We start from the raw sequence: 17,934 nt of genomic DNA, 5'->3' as shown, positions 1-17,934 counted from the left end.
CACGGCATGCCGCATGCTCAGTGCTCCAGGCGGGCAACCCGGCCCTTCTCTCCGGCGGCCCAGCACCCGTGGTCCGGGGCGCAGTCGACCGTGTCGTAGGAGCCGGTGTCGACGGTCCGCCAGGTGCGGCCGGCGTCCGTGGTGAGGTCGGTGCCGGTCGGGCCGACGGCCAGGGCCGCGGTGCGGCTGTACGGGAGCCAGGCGACGCCGGAGCGGTAGGCGGACGGTGCGGTGGCGGCCGGGCGCCAGGTGCGGCCGCCGTCGGAGGTACGCGCCGCGGCGCTCGGTGAGGGCTGGTCGGGGCGGTAGTCGCCGCCCACGGCGAGGCCTCGGGCCCGGTCGCGGAAGGCGAGCGCGAACACGCCGCGGGCCGGGTCACCGGCCGGCAGGGGCGTGTCGGCCGCCGTCCAGGTGAGGCCCCGGTCGGCGGAGTGCAGCACCCGCGCGCGTGCCGCCCCGCCGGTGGCGAGCCAGACGTCCTTCGGCCCGGACGTCACCAGGCACTGGCCGCTCGCCGCGAATCCGGCCTCGCCCTCCTGCGCCGCCGGCATGCCCCGGTCCGGCAGCACCTTCCAGGTCCGGCCGCCGTCGCCGGTCGACAGGATGCGGAACCTGCCGTCCACCGGGTCGCTCATCGCGAGGCCGTGGCGGTGGTCGAAGAAGGCCATGCAGTCGTAGAAGGCCTTCGGGTCGGTGTTGCGGAAGGACTCCGTCCAGGTGGCTCCGCCGTCGTCGGTGCGGTAGACGCGGGAGGCCTCCCCCTCGCCGATGGCCAGGACCACGGCCCGGCGCCCGTCGAACGCCTCGACGTCCCGGAACTGCAACTCCCCCGCGCCGGGCGGAGAGACGTTCCGCCAAGTCGCCCCGCCGTCGGTGGTGCGCAGCACGGTGCCGCCCGTCCCGGCGACCCAGGCGGTGTTGCGGCCGACCGCCGCGAGGCCCCGGAAGCGGACCTCCGGAGCGCCGGTGTCCTTGAGCTCCCAGTGCGGCACCCGGTGCTGCGGGTGGTGCGCCTGCGCCGGTACGGCGGTCAGGGCCGCCAGTGCCGCCACGCAGGCCGCCATCGCGGTCGCCCTGCCCCGAGTTCGTCCCGTCCGTCGCGTGCTCCCCATGCGCCTCATGGCCGGGGAAGCTAGCCCACCGCCCGGGTGCCGTCCAGATGGCCTCCCGGTGGTCCGGGTGAGGGGCTGGGGGTGCCACAAGTGCCCTTCTGGGCACGGGAGGAGAGTCACGTCACTTGGGTGCATGAACGCGGTGACAGAGGTCACTCGCATTTCGTGTGCACGGAATGGCTGATTCCGTCGTCTCTTCCAGTGCCCGGCCTCACCCGCCCGGAAGTGTCCGTCCAGCCGTCACAAGGGAGCAAGGCGTTGTCCATCGTCATCGAGCAGCCCGTGGAGGCCCGCCTCGTCGCCGCCGCGCCGCGTATGCCGAGCATTCCCGCGACGCTGCACTACGACCGGCGTGATCCCTTCGCCGTCCGCATGACCTTCCCCGCCCCGGCGACGCTGGAGGGCGTCGAGGTCTGCTGGACCTTCTCCCGCGAACTGCTCGCCGCGGGCCAGAGAAGCGCCGAGGGCCACGGCGACGTACGCGTGCGGCCCTACGGCTACGACCGCACCGTCCTGGAGTTCCACGCCCCCGAGGGCACCGCCGTCGTGCACGTCCGGTCGAGCGAGATCCGCAGATTCCTGGAGGCGACGAGCGAACTCGTGCCGGTCGGTCTGGAGCACCTCCAGCTGGATCTGGACCACGGTCTCGCCGAGCTGATGCGCGACGCGTGCTGAGCTAACGGGCCCGGTCGAGGAGGGCGTTGACCTCGCCGTAGCCCAGCGCGTCGGTCAGTGCCCCGTAGGTTCCCCGGTCCAGCAGCTCCCGCGCGGCCCGGCGGACCAGGGCGTGGGCGGCCTGGGCGATGCCCGAGCCGACGCTGATCCGGGCGACGCCCAGGGCGGCCAGTTCGGCGACCGGGGGTGCCCCGGGTCCGGCCATGACGTTCAGCGGCCCGTCGACGCCTTCCACGAGTTCCTTCACCGTCCCCGGGTCGACGGCCCCGGGGACGAAGATCCCGTCGGCGCCCGCGGCGCGGAAGGCCGCCGCCCGCTCCAGGGTGAGGTCCACTCCCCCGGCGCCGCCGAGGTAGGTGTCGATCCGGGCGTTGACGAACAGCGGCACACCCGCCGCGTCGGCCGCCTCACGGGCGGCGGCGATCCGCTCGGCCTGCTCGGCGACGTCCCGCAGCGGGCCGCCGGGCCCGGCGTCGTGCGGCGTGTCCTCGATGTTCACGCCCACCGCTCCCGCGGCGAGGAAGGCCCGGACGGTCCCGGCGACGCCCTCGGCGTCCCCGGCGTAGCCGCCCTCGATGTCCGCGGTCACGGGGACGGTCACCGCGTCGGCGATCCGCGCGACGGCGGCGACGACCGCGTCACGGCCCACCCGCTCGCCGTCCGGCGCACCGAGCGCCCAGACGAGCCCGGCGCTGGTGGTGGCCACGGCGCCGGCACCCGCGTCCTCGACGACCCGGGCGCTGACGGCGTCCCAGGCGTTCGGCAGGACCAGTGGGGTCCCGGGGAGATGAAGGGCACGGAAGGCCGAGGCGAGGTCGCTCTGCTGGGTCATGCGGGCAACTGAAGCAGGGGCCGGGACGGTCGGTCCGGCGGAAATCCGACGTGACGGTGGGACGGGCGGCCGGCCGCGAGAACGACATGAGGGCGGGACGGCGGGAGGCTGTACGCGGGCGTCATGGAACCGGCGCCGGCCCCGTGCGCACGACGCCCTCATCGGGCGGGGCGGGCTCAGCCTCCTGCCGTCGGCGCGGGGGCTGCCCTGGTCCTCCTCGTCACCGCCGCGCTCACCTCCCGCAGCGCCCTCCCGGACCCGGGGTCGGCGGCCCCAGCGCGTTCGAGCAGGTCCTCGGCCCACCGCTCGTGGTCGCGCACGTCCCGGTCCGGCAGCAGCCCCCCGGCGGCGGCGAGCGCGGTGACCGCCGCCTCGCGCTCGAAGACGTCGACGGCCCGGCCCCGGAGGATCTCCAGCACCTCCTCCCGCAGCGCCTCGACGGCGGCGGGCCGCTCCAGCGCGTACTCCACGGTCGGGAACACCCCGAGCACCCGGCGCTTCTCCGCCCGCAGGAACCCCTGTGCCACCAGCTGCTCCCGCACGGCGTCGAAGGTCACCCGCGCCCGCAGCGTCACCCAGGTCCGCCAGGGGTGCGGGCGTGACTCGCGGACGAGCTCCAGCAGTCCGTCGAGCACCGCGTCGCCCGCGCTCGTGTCCAGGTCGACCGGCGTGGCGATGCCGTCCTCGTCGGTCAGCAGGCCGCGCTGGGCCAGCTCGACGAGGGCACCGGCCCGCACCAGGTCCGGCCGGTGGGCGGTGCCGCCGGTCGCCCGCCGGGCGGGGTCCCACGCCAGCAGACAGAGCCGGGCCGGCAGCGTGAGCGGGCCGTTGGGCACGGGGGCCTCCTCGGGGCGGGGATGTCGCGTCGCGCTTAATGCGTTGACAGGCTCAGGGCGCCCTCCTACGGTGTAGAACGCCTCTGTTGCCGCCGATTGGAGTAGGACGTTGCTCGTCTGAGGTCCTGAGACACCGCGTCACACACCACCGGTGTGTGCGCTGCGTGCGACCTCGGCGTTCGAGCCGTCCTCCGGTACGGGGCGTTTTTCATGCCCGTGGTGTGCCATGGAGCCTCCCCTGGTCGCAGGTGTCTCGACACGCGTGTGCCCCTGACCGCTTCGAGCAACCGCGAGCGAGGCCCCCATGTCCGGTTCCATCACTGTCACCTCCCTCTCGTTCACCTGGCCCGACGGCACCCCCGTCTTCGAGGACCTGGATGTCGCGTTCGGCCCCGGCCGCACCGGCCTGGTCGGCGTCAACGGGTCGGGAAAGTCCACCCTGTTGAAGCTGATCGCCGGTGCGCTCGCACCGGTCGACGGCACCGTCCGGGTGGCCGGCGAGGTCGGATACCTGCCGCAGAACGTCACGCTCGACACCACCCTGCGCGTCGACGAGGCCCTCGGCATCGCCGACCGCCGCGCCGCCCTGCACGCCATCGAGTCCGGTGACGTCGGCGAAGCGCACTTCGAGACCGTCGGCGACGACTGGGACGTCGAGGAGCGCGCCCTGGCCACCCTCGGTGAACTGGGCCTGGGCCATGTCGACCTGGACCGCACCGTCGGCGAGGTGTCCGGAGGCGAGTCCGTCCTGCTGCGGCTGGCAGCGCTGCTCCTGCGCCGCCCCGACGTGCTGCTGCTGGACGAGCCGACCAACAACCTCGACCTGTACGCCCGCAGACGGCTGTACACGGCCGTCCAGTCCTGGCCGGGCGTGATGATCGTCGTCAGCCACGACCGTGAACTGCTGGACCTCGTCGACCAGATCGCCGATCTGCGCTCCGGTTCGATCACCTGGTACGGCGGCAACTACTCCGCATACGAGGAGGCCCTGGAGGTCGAACAGGAGGCGGCCGAGCGCATGGTGCGCGTGGCGGAGTCCGACTTCCGCAAACAGAAGCGCGAACTGGCCGACGCCCAGGTCAAACTGGCACGCCGCAAGCGGTACGGGCAGAAGATGTGGGACAGCAAGCGCGAGCCCAAGATCGTCATGGGGGCGCGCAAGCGGGCGGCGCAGGAGTCCGCCGGCAAGCACCGCATCATGCACGAGGAGAAACTCGCCGAGGCCAGGGAGCGGCTCGACGACGCGGTGGAGGCCGTACGGGACGACGACGAGATCCGCGTCGACCTGCCGTACACGGCCGTGCCGCCGGGGCGTACCGTCCTCACCCTCCAGGATCTGGGGCTCCGGTACGGCGCCCGGGTCCAGGGCGGCTTCGAGCTGCGGGGACCGGAGCGGGTCGCGCTGATCGGGCGCAACGGCGCGGGCAAGACGACGCTGCTGCGCACGATCAGCGGGGAGCTCGCGCCGGAGTCGGGCGAGGTGCGGGCGCACGTCCCGCTGCGATTCCTGCCGCAGCGGCTCGACGTCCTGGACGGGGAGCTGACCGTCGCCGAGAACGTGGCCCGGTTCGCGCCGGACGCCACCAACAACCGGATCCGGGCGCGGCTGGCGCGCTTCCTGTTCCGGGGCGCCCGGGCCGACCAGCAGGCGGCGACGCTGTCCGGCGGCGAGCGCTTCCGCGCGGCGCTGGCCGCGCTGATGCTGGCCGAGCCCGCACCGCAGCTGCTCATGCTGGACGAGCCGACCAACAACCTCGACATGGCCAGTGTCCGGCAGCTCACCACGGCACTGGAGTCGTACGAGGGAGCGCTGATCGTGGCCAGCCACGACCTGCCGTTCCTGGAGTCGGTCGGCATCACCCGCTGGCTGCTGCTGGAGGAGGGAGAACTGAAGGAAATCACGCCAGAGGCTGTCCGGTTTTCCTTCTAGCGTCGTCGGCATGACCGACTTCACGCACGATGCCATCACCCTGACCGGAGCTCGCGAGAACAACCTCAAGGACGTCACCCTGCGTATCCCGAAAGGCCGGCTGACCGTGTTCACCGGCGTTTCGGGGTCGGGGAAGTCGTCCGTCGTCTTCGACACGATCGCGGTGGAGTCGCAGCGCCAGCTGAACGAGACGTACCCCTGGTTCGTCCGCAACCGGCTGCCCAAGTTCGAACGGCCGCACGCGGACGGCCTGGAGCACCTCACGCCCGTCATCGTCGTGGACCAGCGGCAGGTCGGCGGGCACTCCCGGTCGACCGTGGGCACCATGACGGACGTCTACTCGGTGATCCGGGTGCTGTTCTCCCGGTACGGCAGCCCCAGCGCCGGACCCGCGACGGCGTATTCGTTCAACGACCCGTCGGGCATGTGCCCCGAGTGCGACGGCCTCGGGCGCACGGTCCGCCCGGACTGGGACCGCATCCTGGACCCCGACCGCTCCCTCGCCGACGGTGCGGTCCGCTTCCCGCCGTTCGCCGCCGGCACCTGGCAGGGGCAGACCTACACCAACAGCACCGATCTCGACCCGCACAAGCCGGTGGGGCGGTTCACCGCCGCCGAGCGGGAGTTCCTGATGCGCGGGCGGCCCGGCAGCACGGTCACCGTCAAGGGCAGCGGCGGCACCTGGACCACCGAGTACGAGGGGCTGGCCGTCCGCTTCGAGCGGCTGTATCTGAAGCGGGACCTCTCGGCCATGAGCCAGAAGACCCGCGACCTGGTCCGCGCGTTCCTGGTGGAGGGCTCCTGCCCGGTCTGCCGTGGGGCCCGTCTGAACGCGGCGGCGCTCGCGACCCGGATCAACGGCCTGTCGATCGCCGACTGCACCCGGATGCAGGTCACGGACCTGATCACCGTGCTGAAGGAGATCGACGACCCGGTGGCCGGGCCGATCGCCTCGGCCGCCGTCGCCGCGCTGGAGCGCATCGAGGCGATCGGCCTCGGCTACCTCAGCCTCGACCGGGAGACGGCCACGCTCAGCGGCGGGGAGGGGCAGCGGTTGAAGACGGTGCGGCATCTCGGCTCCAGCCTGACCGGGATGACGTACGTCTTCGACGAGCCGAGCGTCGGACTCCACCCGCGTGACGTGGGCCGTCTCGGCGACCTGCTGCTGCGGCTGCGCGACAAGGGCAACACCGTGCTGGTGGTCGAGCACGACCCGGACGTGATCGCGCTGGCCGATCACGTCGTCGACATGGGGCCGGGCGCCGGCGCCGGGGGCGGCACCGTGGTGTTCGAGGGGACGCCCCGGGAGCTGGCCGGGTCGGGCACCCTCACCGGGCGCTGCCTGCGCACCCGTACGGCGGTGAAGGACCAGGTGCGCCGGCCGACCGGGGAGCTGTGGGTCAAGGGCGCCGACCGGCACAACCTGCGGGACCTGACCGTACGGTTCCCGGCCGGTGTGCTCACGGCGGTGACCGGGGTCGCCGGGTCCGGTAAGAGCACCCTGGCCGGGGAGTTCGCCGCCGCCCACGACGAGGCCGTGGTCGTCGACCAGTCGTCCATCGGCATCTCGGGCCGCTCCACCCCGGCGACGTACCTGGGGATCATGGACACGGTCCGCAAGATCTTCGCCCGCGAGACGGGGACCGAGGCGGGCCTGTTCAGCTTCAACTCCGGCGGGGCGTGCGGCACGTGTGAGGGCCGGGGCATCCTCTACACCGACCTGGCCTTCATGGACCCGGTGACGACGACCTGCCACGCCTGCGAGGGGCGGCGTTTCAAGGAGGAGGTGCTGCGGCTGACCGTGCGGGGCCGTTCCGTCGCCGACGTCCTGGAGATGACCGCCGAGCAGGCACTCGGCTTCTTCGACGACACGGGCGTACGGCGCCGGCTGGACGCGCTGCGGGACGTCGGCCTCACCTATCTCACGCTCGGGCAGCCGCTCTCCACGCTCTCCGGCGGTGAACGGCAGCGCATCAAGCTCGCCACCCGGCTGCACCGCACCGGAGCGGTCTACGTGCTCGACGAACCGACGACCGGCCTGCACATGGCGGACGTGGAGGGCCTTGTCGCGCTGCTCGACCGGCTGGTCGACTCGGGCAACACGGTCGTCGTCGTCGAGCACAACCTCGACGTGATCGCCCGGGCCGACTGGGTGATCGACCTCGGCCCGGACGGCGGCCGGGACGGCGGCGAGATCGTCTTCGAGGGAACCCCGCGGCAACTCCTGGAAACCCAGGGGTCCTTCACAGGGGAGCATCTGCGACGGGCGGTCCGCTCGGAGGTCACCGGGCCGGTGTGAGCTCCCCGGTCAGCGGTACGTCCGGGTGGGCGCTGTTGCTGACGACGGCGAGTCGGGGGCCTTGCGGGCCGGGGTGCCACTGTCCGCCGACCAGCGGGAGGAGGGCGATCCCGGGCGTGGGCCCGCGCGTCCAGTCGAGGTGTCCGGCGATGGTGTCGAGGCGGGTGCCGGCGAGGGCTCGCGCGACGGACGCCCGGTCGGTGGGGTCGTCCGCGGTGGTGAGGGCGTGGTGGGCCGTCTCCACCAGGGCGTGGGCCAGCCCCAGCGGCTGGAGCCAGGCGGCGCCGGTGTCCCGACGGTAGGCGCGGGCGAGCTCGGCGCACGAGGTGCCGTCCAGGCCTGAGCGGTAGGGGTGGCCGGGGCTCCAGTAGACGAGGGTGGCCACCCGGGCGTCGGCCAGTTCGTCGTGGACGGCGGGGGCTGGGGTGGTGTGGGTGTGGGGGTAGGTCAGCCAGCGCGAGCAGGTGATCAGCCGCGGACGCACCCCCGCCTCACGGGCCTGGCGGTGGAAGAGGGCGAGGTCGGTGGCGGTGGCGGCGCTGGTGACCAGGTCGACGCCTTGCTCCCGCATCCGCCCGACCTGCGCCTGGAAGCCGCCGGCCGGTTCGCCGTAGGCGCCGAGGTCGACCAGGGTGTGCCCGCGCGGGGACGTCACCGGGGCGAAGCCGTGGCGGTCGTGACGCAGCAGGGAGCCCTGGAGGTCGTCGTTCCAGAGGCACCCGACGGCGCCCCCGCCGCCGGCCAGCTCCCACAGGTCCGCGAAGACGGCGGCGATGTCGTCCAGCCCCCACGCGAAGTGGTACGTCCACCGGAAGCGGTGCCCGGGCCCGGCGCCGCGTGTGTGGAGGCACGCCTGCCAGGGGAACGTGGTCGACACACAGGGCACCCGCAGCTCCTCGCAGGCCGCGGTGACGGCGGGCAGGACCCGGGTGCCGGCCATGGTGATCACGATGTGCGCGCCGTCGGGTCCGGCCAGCTCCCGCACGGCCTGCCGGGCCGCGTCGGGATCCGACCGGCTGTCCCGCACGACGACGTTCACGTCACGGCGGCGCGCGCCGCCGCGCAGGTGCGCCAGGCGGGGCGCGAGCCTGCGCAGCACGTACGACAGCGGTGACCCGAGAGGGGCCAGTCGGCCCGTCAGAGGGGCCACCACGCCCACGCACAGGGAGGACGACGACATGACGGCCCCTCTCCGGGCTGTAGCGGTGCGGTCAGTGGCCGGAGCGGTCCGCGGTGACGCAGGTGGTCCTGCTGAACACCGCGACGGTCTCGTTGCCGCAGTTGTTGCTGTGGCCCGAGGCGTTGCGGGCGAAGAGCAGGTTGGACAGGACACCGCCGCTGGGGCCCGCCTGGTCTCCGCCGCCCCTGCCGTCGTCCTCGGCCACACAGGTGCGCTCCTTGAAGAGCGCCACCTTGCCCGTCCCGCAGAGGTTGGCGTGTCCGGAGGAGTTCCGGCCGGAGAGGTTGGACAGCACCCCGCCCGCCCCCGCGTCGCCGTCTGCGGCATGGGCGGTCACCATGCCGGCCGGAACAGCCATGAGCATCCCCACGATCGAGGCCGTCACCGCGATACGCCGCGCGCCGTACATCTCTTTCGGTTTCCTTCCGTCGGGTCGGTCCCGGCCGTACCGGCCGGGAGCACTACGCCTAACGACGGGCCGGAAGATCGGCACGGTCCCGGTGCGGTGAATCATCTGCAAGACGGTTGATCGGCTCCTCCTACGGGATGCCGGGCGCACCGTCGTTGACACGTCAAGGCGGCGGACCGCGCCATGCATCGATGGGGTGGTTTGACCGGACGCCGGCCGGTCTCGCCCGGGGGCCCGCGAACACTGGAGGAAGGGGTGGCGCGGGCCACCGACGAGGGGGGCGGCATGGCCGAGGGCACGGTTCTGGTGGCGGTGGCGGAGCGGCCGGAGGACGAGGGCGCCGCCGCGGGGCAGCTGGCGCGCATCGCCGAGGGGATCCGGGCGCGCGGCTTACAGGTGCGGTGGGTGGTGGGCGTCGCCGACGCCGAGGCGGTGCTCAGGACCGAGGCCGGTCTGGCCGCCGCGGTGGTCGCCTGGGACCTTCCCCCCGCCGCCGGGGACGCGCCGGGCGGGGCGGCGGTGCTGCGCCGGATCGGGCGCAGGTTCCAGAACCTGCCGGTGTTCCTGGTCATGGCCGACGAGGGGCTGTGCGAGCTTCCGCTCTGGGTGTCCCAGTCGGTGGTGGGCTATGTGTGGCCGCTGGAGGACACACCGTCGTTCATCGCCGGGCGGATCACCACCGCCGCGCGCGGCTACCTGGACGCGCTGCTCCCGCCCTTCTTCAAGGCGCTGCGGCGCTTCGACGACGCGCACGAGTACTCGTGGCACACCCCGGCGCACTCCGGGGGCGTCGCTTTCCTCAAGTCTCCGGTGGGCCGGGCGTTCCACGACTACTTCGGTGAGCGGCTGCTGCGCAGCGACCTGTCGATCTCGGTGGAGGAACTCGGCTCGCTGTTCGAGCACACCGGCCCGATCGGCGAGGCGGAGCGCAACGCCGCACGGGTCTTCGGCTCCGCGCACACGTACTTCGTGCTGCACGGCGACTCCACCTGCAACCGGCTGGTCGGCCACTTCAGCGTGACCCGTGACGAGATCGCCCTGGTGGACCGCAACTGCCACAAGTCCGTGCTGCACGGCCTGGTCGTCTCCGGCGCGCGACCGGTGTATCTGGTGCCCACCCGCAACGGCTACGGTCTCGCCGGGCCCCTGCCGCCGGCCGAGATCGCGGCGGACTCGGTGGCTGCCCGGATCGCCGCGAACCCGCTGACGGCGGACGCCGTGTCCGCGCGCGCCCAGTACGCCGTGTTCACCAACTCCACCTACGACGGGCTGTGCTACGACGCCGTGGCGGCCGCCCGGGCGTTCGCCGACGGCACGCCCCGGCTGCACTTCGACGAGGCGTGGTTCGCGTACGCCCGCTTCCATCCGCTCTACGCCGGGCGCTACGGCATGTCGGTGGACGAGGAGAGCTTCCCCGGACCGGACCGGCCGACGGTCTTCGCGACCCAGTCCACCCACAAGCTGCTGGCGGCGCTGTCGCAGGGCGCCATGGTGCACGTCCGGCCCGCGCCACGGGCGCCGGTGGAGCACGACCGGTTCAACGAGGCACTGATGATGCACGGCACCACGTCGCCGCTGTACCCGATGATCGCGTCGCTGGACGTGGCCACGGCGATGATGGACGGCCCGCAGGGGCAGTGGCTCGTCGACGAGGCGGTGACCGAGGCGGTCCGGTTCCGGCAGGAGATGGTGCGCATCGGGCGCCGCATCGAAGCGGCCGGGGACCGGCCGCCCTGGTTCTTCGGGGTGTGGCAGCCGGCCGAGGTGACGGACCCCGCGAGCGGGGAGCGTGTGCCCTTCGACGAGGCGCCGGCGGACCTGCTGCGGACCGAGCCGTCCTGCTGGCACCTCACGCCCGGCGCGGACTGGCACGGCTTCCCCGGGCTGACCGACGGCTACTGCATGCTCGACCCGATCAAGGTCACCCTGACCTGCCCGGGGCTCGACGCGACCGGGGTGATGTCCGACCGGGGCATCCCGGCGCGGGTGCTGACCGCCTATCTGACGACGCGTGGCATCGTCGTGGAGAAGACCGACAGCTACACGACCCTCGTGCTGTTCTCCATGGGCATCACCAAGGGCAAGTGGGGCACCCTGCTGGACGCCCTGATGGACTTCAAGGACCTCTACGACGGCGACACCCCGCTCGACCGTGTGCTGCCCGCGCTGGTCGCGGAACACCCCCGGCGGTACGCCGGGCTGACGCTGCGCGAGCTGTGCCAGGGGATGCACGACCATCTGCGGCGGGCGCGTCTGGTCGAACTCCTCGACACCGCCTTCCAGCAGCTCCCGGAGCCCGTCGCCCCGCCCCAGGCGTGTTACCAGCGCCTGATCCGCGGCGGCACGGAACGGATCCGCCTGGCGGACGCGCCGGGCCGGACCGCCGCCGCGATGGTCACGGTGACGCCGCCCGGCATCCCGGTCCTCATGCCGGGCGAGAGCGTCGGCGAGGCGGACGGCCCCCTGCTGCGCTACCTCGGCGCCCTGGAGTCCTTCGACCGCCGCTTCCCCGGCTTCGGCAGCGAGACCCACGGCGTGACCCGCGACCCCGACACCGGGGACTACCTGATCGAGTGCCTGCGTCCGGCCGGGCAGGAGGAGACGGTCGCCGGTACGGTGACGCCGGCACAGCGGCGGGGGGTGGAGGGGGCCGGGTCGGTGGTGTGACGGCGGGGCCGGGGCCGAGGTTGCCGGAGGCGGGACGGGCCGGTGGGGTGACGCCGGTGTCGCGAGGCGGGTGGGACGGGCCCGGCCGGTGGGGTGAGTTCGAGAGGACGTGGGCGGGGTACCTGGCGGGCGGTGGATCAGCCTCCACCCCCTCCGCGCCTCCCGGGGCTGTCCTCTCCCCCGTTCGCCCTGCATGATGGTCGGCCGATGCCCGATGGGTTCCGGTCGACCCCGGAGGTTCCTGTCGGTGCGGTCCCGACACGTCCCATCCCATACGGAGTCACCCTCGTGCCCAGCAAGAAGGCCCTGGTCCGCCGCCCCAGCCCGCGTCTCGCCGAAGGGCTGGTGACGCACATCGAGCGGGAGCAGGCCGACGCCGGCCTCGCCGCCGAGCAGTGGGAGGCGTACGTGGAGGCACTGCGCACGCACGGCTGGGAGACGATCGAGGTGGACCCGGCCGACGACTGCCCGGACTCGGTGTTCGTCGAGGACACGGTCGTGATGTACAAGAACGTCGCCCTGATCGCGCGCCCGGGGGCGGACTCCCGGCGTGCGGAGACCGCCGGTGTCGAGGAGGCCGTGGCCGGTCTGGGCTGCTCGGTGAACTGGATCTGGGAGCCGGGCACGCTGGACGGCGGGGACGTCCTGAAGATCGGTGACACGGTCTACGTGGGCCGCGGCGGCCGTACCAACGCCGCCGGTGTCCAGCAGCTGCGTGCCGCGTTCGAGCCGCTCGGCGCGCGCGTCGTCGCCGTGCCGGTGAGCAAGGTCCTGCACCTGAAGTCGGCGGTGACGGCGCTGCCGGACGGCACGGTCATCGGGCACATCCCCAAGATGGACGCGCCGTCGCTGTTCGAGCGCTTCCTGCCGGTGCCGGAGGAGGCCGGGGCGCACGTCGTGCTGCTCGGCGGCGCCAAGCTGCTGATGGCGGCGAGCGCGCCGAAGACCGCCGAGCTGTTCGCCGACCTCGGGTACGAACCGGTCGTCGTGGACATCAGCGAGTTCGAGAAGCTCGAGGGATGTGTGACGTGCCTCTCGGTCCGGCTGCGGGAGCTGTACGTCTGACCGGACGTGCGGCCCGCTCTCCGGTGTCCCGGCCTGCGGGTCCGCAGAGCTGACGCGCGTCCGGGTGATCCTCGCTGATCAGCGAGCCTTTACGGCGCCCTTAATCTACGGCTTCGTAACCTACGGGAACGTAGCCTACGATGCCGTAGGTTACTGATCACCGCTCGTACGCATGTCCCCCTGGAGAGTCCATGACGATCACCACTCCCCCTCTCGGCAGCCCCGCCGGCACCTGGACCGACGCTCAGCTGCTGTACGCACTGGAGGAAGTGGTCGAGAAGGAGCTCAACCGGCATTTGCAGGTCGCCAAGGACTGGATGCCGCACGAGTACGTGCCCTGGAGCGACGGGCGCAACTTCCCCGGCCTCTTCGAGGACGGCGAGGCGTGGGAGAAGGAGCAGTCCAAGGTCACCGAGATCGGCCGCATCGCGCTGGTGGTCAACCTCCTGACCGAGGACAACCTGCCCAGCTACCACCACGAGATCGCCTCGCTGTTCGGCCGCGACGGCGCCTGGGGCACCTGGGTGCACCGCTGGACCGCGGAGGAGGGCCGGCACGGCATCGTGATGCGTGACTACCTGCTCACCTCGCGCGCGGTGGACCCGGACAAGCTGGAGCAGTTCCGGATGTCCCACATGAGCGAGGGCTTCGAGTCGGACAACCGGCACTCGATGCTGCACTCGGTTGCCTACGTCGCCTTCCAGGAGCTCGCGACCCGTATCTCGCACCGCAACACCGGCCACCAGTCCGGCGACCCGGTCTGCGACCGCATGCTGTCGCGCATCGCGACCGACGAGAACCTGCACATGGTGTTCTACCGGAACCTGCTGCGGGCCGCCTTCGAGCTCGCCCCCGACCTGACGATGCAGGCCGTGCGGGACGTGGTCGTGAACTTCCGGATGCCCGGCCACGGCATCCCCGGCTTCGAGCGGGCCGCCGCGCAGATGGCGATCGGCGAGGTCTACAACATCCGCATCCACCACGACGACGTGCTCCAGCCCGTGCTGCGCTTCCTGAAGATCATGGAGATCGACGGCCTGGGCCCCGAGGGCCGCAAGGCGCAGGAGGAGCTCGGCCTGTTCATGGGCGGTCTGGACGCCGAGGCGTCGAAGTTCGACGAGAAGCTGGCCGCCCGCAAGGCGCGCATGGCGGCACGCGCCTGACGCCGCCCCGTACGCGGGGCCACAGGGCCCCGGCCGCCACGAGCGGCCGGGGCCCTGTGCCGTACCGGACGACGGCCTGCGGCGCCCGGGCGAAGTCCGGGCGGGGCGAGCCGGATTCGGGGGGCGCGGTCACCGGGACAGCCGCCGCAGTTCCAGCCGCTCCTTCTCCGACAGGCCGCCCCAGACCCCAAAACGCTCGTCGTGGTCCAGCGCGTACTCGAGGCAGGCCGTGCGGATCGGGCACATACCGCAGATCCGCTTCGCCTCCCGCACCGAACTGCCCGGCTCGGGGAAGAAGAAGTCGGCTCCGGTCTGCGCGCACAACGCCTCCTGCTGCCAGGTGGGTTCGGGCGGGGTGATCGTGTCGATGTGCATGACCGGAAGCGTTGCGGGCGGCGAAAAACGTCCGATCAACGCGAGATCAACAGCGCGTTCACCGGCCCCGGCCGCTCGACGGCCGCCCGCCGGGGGGCGGTGCACGGCGGCGCGGGGAACCGGCGGACACCCTCGCCCCGGCCGCGCCCGGGCGGCGGCCGGCACCGGGCGGTGCCAGACTCGGCAGTGCAGGCAACGGGACCCTGTGCGAGGAGTGGACGATGCTCACCACCCGTTACGTCACCGGCTCTCCGAACTGGATCGACCTCGGTACCCCCGACATCGACGGCGCGGCGTCCTTCTACGGCGAGCTGTTCGGCTGGCGGTTCCAGCCGGGTGGCCCGGAGGTCGGCGGGTACGGCCTCTTCCGGCTGGACGGCAGGACGGCCGCCGGGGGCATGCGGACCACGCCGGAGCAGGGCCCGCCCTCCTGGACGGTGTACTTCCGGACATCGGACGCGGACGCCACGGCCCGGGCCGCCGAGCAGGCGCGGGGCTCGGTGACGGTGCGGCCGATGGACGTCCAGGACCTGGGCCGGATGGCGATCCTCGCCGACCGGGCCGGGGTGCCGTTCGCTCTGTGGCAGCCGGGGAGCAACAAGGGCCTGGAGGTCGTCCAGGAGCCCGGCTCGCTGTGCTGGGTCGAGCTGTACACGGTGGACGTCCCGGCCTCGGCGGCCTTCTACCACTCGGTGCTCGGCCTGGAGACCTTCGGCGCGGACTTCGCGGGCGGCACGTACACCACCTTCCATCCCGCCGGGGAGAGCGAGGACGCCATGTTCGGCGGTGTGGTGCCCCTGGCCGACGCCCCGGGCGAGGAGGAGGCGTACTGGCTGCCGTACTTCGAGGTCACCGACCCGGACGTCACGGTCGCCCGGGCGCGGGAACTGGGCGGCACCGTCCGCCTGCCCGCGACGGACGTCCCCTCCGTCGGCCGCCTGGCCAAGCTCCGTGACCCGTACGGCGCCCGCTTCGCGGTGATCCGCAGCGAGCCGCGGCAGGACTGACGCCGGCACCCCACGCCTCGGCCCGACCCTCTAGGGCCTGTCGTTTGGATCAAGCCGGCCGAGAGTGACTGCGCCTTTCGGCCGACCCGAGCGGGGCGTGGTGCGTGCAGATGCAAGGCGGAGGAGGGCGTCAACGCGATGGGGGTCCCTCCCGCGCGAGCGCAGCCGAGCGTGGGGGAGTTGACAACCGACGACAACGCCGCAGATGTGCGTGCCACGCCCCGCGACGCCGGCGTGTTCCAAACGACAGGCCCTAGGCGGAGCCCCGCCGCACCAGCGTCGTCGGCAGCACCACGCTCGACTGCGGCGCCCCGACGCCCTCGCTCGGAGCGCCCCGGTCCAGGCCGCGCAGCAGCAGGCGGGCCATCAGACGGCCCATCTCCTCGATGTCCTGACGGACCGTCGTGAGCGGCGGGTCGGTCTGCTCCGCGACGGGCAGCATGTCGTCGAAGCCGATCACGGCGACGTCGTCGGGGACCCGGCGGCCGGATGCGCGCAGCACGCGCAGGGCCCCGGAGGCCATGAGGTCGTTGGCGGCGAACACCGCGTCGACGTCCGGGCAGCGCTCCAGGAGCTCGCGCATCGCCCGTTCGCCGCCGGCCGGCGTGAAGTCGGCCTCGGCGATCAGCCGCGGGTCGGCGTCCACCATGACGTCCCGGTAGCCGTCGAGGCGGTCCGCGGCGGAGGTCTGGTCGAGGGCGCCGGTGAGGTGCGCGATCCGGGTGCGGCCGAGGCCGGCCAGGTGGCGGACGGCGTCGCGGGCGCCGCCGCGGTTGTCGCTGTCGACGTAGACCACCGCCCGCCGGTCGCCGCTCCAGCCGGGCCGCCCGCCGAAGACGGTGGGAATCCCGGCCCGCTGAATCAGCTCCGGCAGCGGGTCGTCGAGGTGCAGGGAGAAGACGAGTGCCCCGTCGACATGTCCGCCGGCGAGGTACCGGCCGACCCGGGCGTGGTCGTCCCGGCCCTCCGTGAGCAGCAGCACGAGCTGGTTGTCGTGGGCGGTGAGCTCCTTGCTGATGCCGCGCAGCTGGAGCGCGAAGAACGGGTCGGCGAAGACCCGGGTCTCCGGTTCGGCGACGACGACCGCGATCGCGTCGTGCCGCCTGGTGACCAGGGAGCGGGCGGCCTGGTTGGGCACGTAACCGAGCTCGTCCACGGCCTTGCGGACCCGCTCCACGAGGACGTCCCGCACCCCGTCCCCACCGTTGACCACGCGGGACACGGTGGCCCGCGAGACCCCGGCCCGGGCGGCCACGGCCTCCAGGGTGGGGCGCGGCGCTGTGTCGGTCACTTCGGGGCTCCTCACCTGCGGCTGCGGATCAGGATAGCCCCGGTCACGCCACGTGGTGAGAGCGCTCTCGCGCGCGCCGCGGAGCGCGGCCGCCCCTCAGTGCTCGTGTCCGCCGCTCGGCGGTTCCTGCCCGTGCTGGTGCGGCTCGTACCCGGGGATCGTCCCGTCCGGCTTCTTCACCAGGAACAACCCCACCATCCCCATGTCGGAGTGGCTCTGGACGTGGCAGTGGTACATCCACGCCCCGGCGCCGACCCCCTCCCCCGCGATCACCTGGAAGCCGAACGAGTCGGCCGGGCCGGTGATCTTGTTGTCGATGACCTGACTGGGGTCGTCGGGGCCGGTCAGCATGCCGGTGCGGTTGTCCGCCCAGCGGTGACCGTGCATATGGAAGGTGTGGTAGAACTCGCCGTGCGTGATCACGACGAATTCGACGCGATCCCCCACCGTGGCCTCGAAGTCCGGCCCGGAGTGCGGTGGCTTGTTGTTGATGCGCATGTCGTTGAAGACGACCGTGTGCGTCCGGTCCGGCAGGACGTCGCCCTTGCGGCGGACGATGACCGCGCCGAAGAGGCCCTTCTGGAGCCCCACGGTGCCGTGTTCGGTGCCGACGACGTGATCGTGGTAGTGCCAGTAGCCGGCGCTGCCCGACCGCCAGGTGCCGTCCCCCCGGCGGCCGGGGGCGTGGGTGCGCCAGGTGTAGGTGCGGGTGCCGCCCGGCTCGACATGACTGCGGTTGAGTTTCGTGCCGTCGCTGGTGATCTCGTAGTCCAGGCCGTGGACGTGCAGGCTCACGTCCACGTCCATGGTGTTCTCGAACTCGACGTGCAGCGTGTCGCCCTCGTTGAGCTCGATCAGCGGGCCCGGGACGCTCGCCTTGCCCTTCTCCAGGCCGTAGCCCATCTGCCCGTCGGGGAGCTTCTCGGCGTAGAGCTTGATGCGCTTCACCTCGCCCCCGGCGGGCGCCGTCCTCGCGGGTCCGGCGGCGCTCACGGCCTCCGGTGCCACGGACAGCGAGGTCGCGACGGCCGCGCCGCCCAGCAGGACCCGCCGGTTGAAGCTGCGTCTGTCCATGCGGAACTCCCCACCCTGG

The 17,934-nt window shown here is 72.7% G+C and carries 15 protein-coding genes; 7 read left to right on the top strand and 8 right to left on the bottom strand.

The window, feature by feature from the left end; all coding sequences use genetic code 11:
* Window positions 1–17: 17 nt before the first annotated feature.
* Entirely contained in the window at window positions 18–1,064 is a 1,047-nt protein-coding gene (locus AC0665_RS10915; RefSeq protein ID WP_478606123.1) for a WD40/YVTN/BNR-like repeat-containing protein, read from the bottom strand.
* A gap of 306 nt (window positions 1,065–1,370) precedes the next feature.
* Between AC0665_RS10915 and ssgD the strand changes: the two genes are divergently transcribed.
* Complete coding sequence (gene ssgD / locus AC0665_RS10910) at window positions 1,371–1,787, top strand: spore wall synthesis regulator SsgD (RefSeq protein ID WP_104780339.1); 417 nt, start codon at window positions 1,371–1,373, stop codon at window positions 1,785–1,787.
* A 1-nt stretch (window position 1,788) separates the two neighbouring features.
* On the opposite strand, the gene AC0665_RS10905 is transcribed toward ssgD, so the two are convergent.
* Both AC0665_RS10905 and AC0665_RS10900 read right to left on the bottom strand, forming a co-directional pair.
* The gene (locus tag AC0665_RS10905) at window positions 1,789–2,619 is read right to left on the bottom strand and encodes an isocitrate lyase/PEP mutase family protein (RefSeq protein WP_478704848.1); all 831 of its coding nucleotides are present in this window, start codon (window positions 2,617–2,619) and stop codon (window positions 1,789–1,791) included.
* 176 nt (window positions 2,620–2,795) lie between these two features.
* On the bottom strand, window positions 2,796–3,455 hold the full coding sequence (locus AC0665_RS10900; protein WP_478704847.1) for a GOLPH3/VPS74 family protein: 660 nt from the start codon (window positions 3,453–3,455) through the stop codon (window positions 2,796–2,798).
* A 304-nt stretch (window positions 3,456–3,759) separates the two neighbouring features.
* Here AC0665_RS10900 and AC0665_RS10895 point away from each other — a divergent pair, with 304 nt between their 5' ends.
* Entirely contained in the window at window positions 3,760–5,385 is a 1,626-nt protein-coding gene (locus tag AC0665_RS10895) for an ABC-F family ATP-binding cassette domain-containing protein (RefSeq protein ID WP_478508845.1), read from the top strand.
* Window positions 5,386–5,395: 10 nt separating this feature from the next.
* Window positions 5,396–7,684, top strand: coding sequence for an ATP-binding cassette domain-containing protein (locus AC0665_RS10890; RefSeq protein ID WP_478704846.1), 2,289 nt, complete (start codon window positions 5,396–5,398; stop codon window positions 7,682–7,684).
* Here the strand turns inward: AC0665_RS10890 and AC0665_RS10885 are convergent.
* Window positions 7,668–8,864 (bottom strand): ABC transporter substrate-binding protein, encoded by a 1,197-nt coding sequence (locus AC0665_RS10885; RefSeq protein WP_478704845.1) that lies wholly within the window; start codon window positions 8,862–8,864, stop codon window positions 7,668–7,670. The two genes, AC0665_RS10890 and AC0665_RS10885, sit on opposite strands and share 17 nt — an antisense overlap.
* A 31-nt stretch (window positions 8,865–8,895) precedes the next feature.
* Window positions 8,896–9,273 (bottom strand): hypothetical protein, encoded by a 378-nt coding sequence (locus tag AC0665_RS10880; RefSeq protein WP_468632420.1) that lies wholly within the window; start codon window positions 9,271–9,273, stop codon window positions 8,896–8,898.
* Window positions 9,274–9,558: 285 nt separating this feature from the next.
* Here AC0665_RS10880 and AC0665_RS10875 point away from each other — a divergent pair, with 285 nt between their 5' ends.
* The 3 genes from AC0665_RS10875 to AC0665_RS10865 all read left to right on the top strand — a co-directional run bounded on the left by AC0665_RS10875 (window position 9,559) and on the right by AC0665_RS10865 (window position 14,168).
* Window positions 9,559–11,940 carry an Orn/Lys/Arg family decarboxylase gene (locus AC0665_RS10875; RefSeq protein WP_478704844.1) on the top strand — a complete coding sequence of 794 codons (2,382 nt, stop codon included), beginning with the start codon at window positions 9,559–9,561 and terminating at the stop codon, window positions 11,938–11,940.
* A gap of 288 nt (window positions 11,941–12,228) precedes the next feature.
* Window positions 12,229–13,005, top strand: a complete 777-nt coding sequence (ddaH, locus tag AC0665_RS10870) for a dimethylargininase (RefSeq protein WP_468403936.1) — start codon at window positions 12,229–12,231, stop codon at window positions 13,003–13,005.
* 191 nt (window positions 13,006–13,196) lie between these two features.
* Entirely contained in the window at window positions 13,197–14,168 is a 972-nt protein-coding gene (locus AC0665_RS10865; RefSeq protein WP_468403934.1) for an acyl-ACP desaturase, read from the top strand.
* Window positions 14,169–14,297: 129 nt separating this feature from the next.
* Here the strand turns inward: AC0665_RS10865 and AC0665_RS10860 are convergent, their stop codons facing one another.
* Window positions 14,298–14,543: a WhiB family transcriptional regulator gene (locus tag AC0665_RS10860; RefSeq protein ID WP_468403932.1), complete on the bottom strand. Its 246-nt coding sequence runs from the start codon at window positions 14,541–14,543 to the stop codon at window positions 14,298–14,300.
* 221 nt (window positions 14,544–14,764) lie between these two features.
* Between AC0665_RS10860 and AC0665_RS10855 the strand changes: the two genes are divergently transcribed.
* Window positions 14,765–15,550 (top strand): VOC family protein, encoded by a 786-nt coding sequence (locus AC0665_RS10855; RefSeq protein WP_478704843.1) that lies wholly within the window; start codon window positions 14,765–14,767, stop codon window positions 15,548–15,550.
* Between the two features lie 253 nt (window positions 15,551–15,803).
* Here the strand turns inward: AC0665_RS10855 and AC0665_RS10850 are convergent, their stop codons facing one another.
* On the bottom strand, window positions 15,804–16,841 hold the full coding sequence (locus AC0665_RS10850; protein ID WP_478704842.1) for a LacI family DNA-binding transcriptional regulator: 1,038 nt from the start codon (window positions 16,839–16,841) through the stop codon (window positions 15,804–15,806).
* A 96-nt stretch (window positions 16,842–16,937) separates the two neighbouring features.
* On the bottom strand, window positions 16,938–17,915 hold the full coding sequence (locus tag AC0665_RS10845) for a multicopper oxidase domain-containing protein (RefSeq protein ID WP_478704841.1): 978 nt from the start codon (window positions 17,913–17,915) through the stop codon (window positions 16,938–16,940).
* Between the last annotated feature and the right edge of the window lie 19 nt (window positions 17,916–17,934).

Source organism: Streptomyces sp. NPDC043685 (assembly GCF_056436585.1).
Note: the sequence above shows the minus strand (reverse complement) of the source record. Positions and strands in the feature narration are given on the sequence as shown.

Excerpts from the sequence above, each read along its gene's own strand:
- AC0665_RS10860 (WP_468403932.1), bottom strand. The coding sequence starts at position 14,543 with ATGCACATCGACACGATCACCCCGCCCGAACCCACCTGGCAGCAGGAG.
- AC0665_RS10875 (WP_478704844.1), top strand. The coding sequence starts at position 9,559 with ATGGCCGAGGGCACGGTTCTGGTGGCGGTGGCGGAGCGGCCGGAGGAC.
- AC0665_RS10855 (WP_478704843.1), top strand. The coding sequence starts at position 14,765 with ATGCTCACCACCCGTTACGTCACCGGCTCTCCGAACTGGATCGACCTC.
- AC0665_RS10890 (WP_478704846.1), top strand. The coding sequence starts at position 5,396 with ATGACCGACTTCACGCACGATGCCATCACCCTGACCGGAGCTCGCGAG.
- AC0665_RS10905 (WP_478704848.1), bottom strand. The coding sequence starts at position 2,619 with ATGACCCAGCAGAGCGACCTCGCCTCGGCCTTCCGTGCCCTTCATCTC.
- AC0665_RS10885 (WP_478704845.1), bottom strand. The coding sequence starts at position 8,864 with ATGTCGTCGTCCTCCCTGTGCGTGGGCGTGGTGGCCCCTCTGACGGGC.
- AC0665_RS10865 (WP_468403934.1), top strand. The coding sequence starts at position 13,197 with ATGACGATCACCACTCCCCCTCTCGGCAGCCCCGCCGGCACCTGGACC.
- AC0665_RS10845 (WP_478704841.1), bottom strand. The coding sequence starts at position 17,915 with ATGGACAGACGCAGCTTCAACCGGCGGGTCCTGCTGGGCGGCGCGGCC.
- AC0665_RS10880 (WP_468632420.1), bottom strand. The coding sequence starts at position 9,273 with ATGTACGGCGCGCGGCGTATCGCGGTGACGGCCTCGATCGTGGGGATG.
- AC0665_RS10915 (WP_478606123.1), bottom strand. The coding sequence starts at position 1,064 with ATGGCGGCCTGCGTGGCGGCACTGGCGGCCCTGACCGCCGTACCGGCG.
- AC0665_RS10895 (WP_478508845.1), top strand. The coding sequence starts at position 3,760 with ATGTCCGGTTCCATCACTGTCACCTCCCTCTCGTTCACCTGGCCCGAC.